We start from the raw sequence: 2,715 nt of genomic DNA on the forward strand, positions 1-2,715 counted from the left end.
GTCGCCAGGACACACCCGGCTGCGTCGGCGCCGGCCGCCGCCGCCAGGCCGCCGACCAGCGCGGTCACCGCCACCGTCGGCCCCGGGTGACACGCTCTCAGCAGGGCGCCCGTCCGGCGCGTGGCGTCCACGGGGTCATCGTAGGCGCCACCGGCGCCGTCGCCCGTGCCGCCGTACGGGGTGCGTCGGCCCCGGTGTGAGCGGCCGTACAGGCGACTTCGCGTGTGGCGGCAGCAGTCGCGGGCAGGCATTGACACGTCCACGACCTCCGACCTCGGACCGCAGATGACTCGCATCGCAGCCGTCCATGGAGCCCTGGCTCCGCACCAGCACAGCCAACAAGACCTCACGGACATGGTCGCCAGGACGTGTCTGCCCGCGGGAACCGACCGCCGGGTGCTCGACAGGCTCCACCGCTCCGCCCGGGTCGCCACCCGGCACACCGCTCTTCCGCTCGACCGGTACGCGGAGCTGACCGATTTCGGGGTCACCAACGACGCCTTCATCGAGGCGGCCGTACCGCTGGGGGCCGAGGCCGTCTCCGCGGCGTTGGACGAGGCGGGGCTCTCGCCACGCGATGTCGACCTGTTGATGTTCACCTCGGTGACGGGGATCGCCGCCCCGTCCGTCGACGCGCGGCTGGTCAACCTGCTCGGCATGCGACCCGACGTCAAAAGGCTGCCGATCTTCGGACTCGGGTGTGTCGCGGGGGCCGCCGGGATCGCCAGACTCCACGACTACCTGCTGGGCAGACCCGACGACGTCGCCGTACTGCTCTCCGTCGAGCTGTGCACACTGACCTTCCAGCGAAACGATTCCTCGATGGCGAACCTGGTCGCCACCGGCCTCTTCGGGGACGGCGCCGCCGCCGTCGTCGCCTGCGGGGCGCGCCGCCCCGGGCCCGGTCCTTCCGTGGTCGACACCCGCAGCCGGATGTACCCCGACACGCAGGACGTGATGGGCTGGGACATCACCGGATCCGGCTTCCGGGTCGTCCTCGACGCGAGCGTCCCCGACGTCGTGCGCAAGAACCTCGCCGCCGACGTGGACGCTTTCCTCGCCGACCACGGACTGGGGCGCGAGGACATCACGGCGTGGGTGTGCCACCCCGGCGGGCCGAAGGTACTCGAAGCCGTCGAGGAAGTGCTCGACCTGCCCGACCAGGCCCTCGACGTCACCTGGCGCTCGCTCGAAGCGGTGGGAAATCTGTCGTCGGCGTCCGTGCTGCACGTGCTGCGTGACACCCTGGCCGAGCGGCGGCCACCGGCCGGTACGGCGGGACTGCTGCTGGCCATGGGGCCCGGGTTCTGCTCCGAACTCGTACTGCTCCGCTGGTAGGACCGGCCGAGCCGGGCCGGCCGATACGCAACGACGGGGAGAACATGATCTGGTACACGGTCCTGATCCTGGCGGTCGGCGCCGAACGTGTCGCCGAACTCGTCGTGTCGAAGCGGCATCTGCGCTGGAGCATGGCGCGCGGCGGCGTCGAGTACGGGCGGCGGCACTACCCGCCGATGGTCGTCCTGCACACCGGGCTGCTGCTCGGCTGTCTGGCCGAAGTGCGGCTCGGCGACCGGCCGTTCGACGCGGCCCTCGGCTGGACGATGCTCGCCGTCGTGGTGGCGGCCCAGGCGCTGCGCTGGTGGTGCATCCGCACCCTCGGCCCGCGCTGGAACACCAAGGTCGTCATCGTGCCGGGGCTGCCGCTGGTCGCCGCCGGCCCGTACCGGCTGCTGCGGCACCCCAACTACGTGGCGGTCGTGGCCGAGGGCATCGCACTGCCGCTCGTGCACGGGGCCTGGCTGACCGCCGTCGTCTTCACCCTGCTGAACGCCTGGCTGCTGACGGTCCGTATCCGCTGCGAGAACCGCGCGCTGGCCCCCGCGCTCGCCCTGACGGACGACGGGACGAGCACGCTGAAGACCGGTGCCACCGACACCACCGATACGCCCGGTGCCACCGACACCACCGGCGCCACCGCCGAAGCCGGCCCGTGATCGACCTGCTGGTGGTCGGCGGCGGCCCCGCCGGACTCGCGACCGCCGTCCACGCCACCCGGGCGGGCTTCGAAGCGGTGGTGATCGAACCGCGCACCACGCCCGTCGACAAGGCGTGCGGCGAAGGCGTCATGCCCAGCGGGGTGCGCGCGCTCGCCGCCCTCGGCCTGCCCGCACCGCCGGGCCACCCGCTGCGCGGCATCCGCTATCTCGCCGGGCCGCACAGCGCCGAGGCCACCTTCGGCGCGGGGCCGGGCCTCGGAGTGCGCCGCACCGCCCTGCATGCCGCACTCGCCGCGCGCGCCGACGCACTCGGCGTCAAGACCGTGACGGACCGGGTGCGCGACGTCCGGCAGGACGACGACTCGGTGAGCGCCTGCGGTCTGCGGGCCCGCTGGCTGGTCGCCGCCGACGGGCTGCACTCGCCCGTGGGCCGGGCTCTCGGCCTGGAACTGCCCGACCGCAGGCCCCGGCGCTACGGGCAGCGGCGCCACTACCGCGTCGAGCCGTGGAGCGACTTCGTCGAGGTGTACTGGTCGGGCGCCGGCGAGGCGTATGTGACACCCGTCGGCGACGACCTGGTGGGGGTGGCCGTGCTGAGCACGGTCCGGCGCGGCTTCGACGAGCATCTGGCCGGCTTCCCCGAGCTGCGCGCCCGGCTCGAAGGGCGGCCTGCGGCCGGCGCGGTGCGCGGCGCAGGACCGCTGCGCCGCCGGGT

The 2,715-nt window shown here is 73.6% G+C and carries 2 protein-coding genes and 1 pseudogene; all 3 read left to right on the top strand.

Annotated features, from left to right (window positions below; all coding sequences use genetic code 11):
• Window positions 1–285: 285 nt before the first annotated feature.
• On the top strand, window positions 286–1,338 hold the full coding sequence (locus HY68_RS31650) for a 3-oxoacyl-[acyl-carrier-protein] synthase III C-terminal domain-containing protein (RefSeq protein ID WP_042000367.1): 1,053 nt from the start codon (window positions 286–288) through the stop codon (window positions 1,336–1,338).
• A 44-nt stretch (window positions 1,339–1,382) separates the two neighbouring features.
• A pseudogene (locus HY68_RS31655) lies at window positions 1,383–1,880 on the top strand (isoprenylcysteine carboxyl methyltransferase family protein); the annotation flags it as partial.
• A gap of 113 nt (window positions 1,881–1,993) precedes the next feature.
• On the top strand, window positions 1,994–2,715 hold a 722-nt coding region (locus tag HY68_RS31660; protein ID WP_041998260.1), incomplete at its 3' end, for an FAD-dependent monooxygenase.

It is taken from the genome of Streptomyces sp. AcH 505 (assembly GCF_000818175.1).
GTDB lineage: Bacteria > Actinomycetota > Actinomycetes > Streptomycetales > Streptomycetaceae > Streptomyces.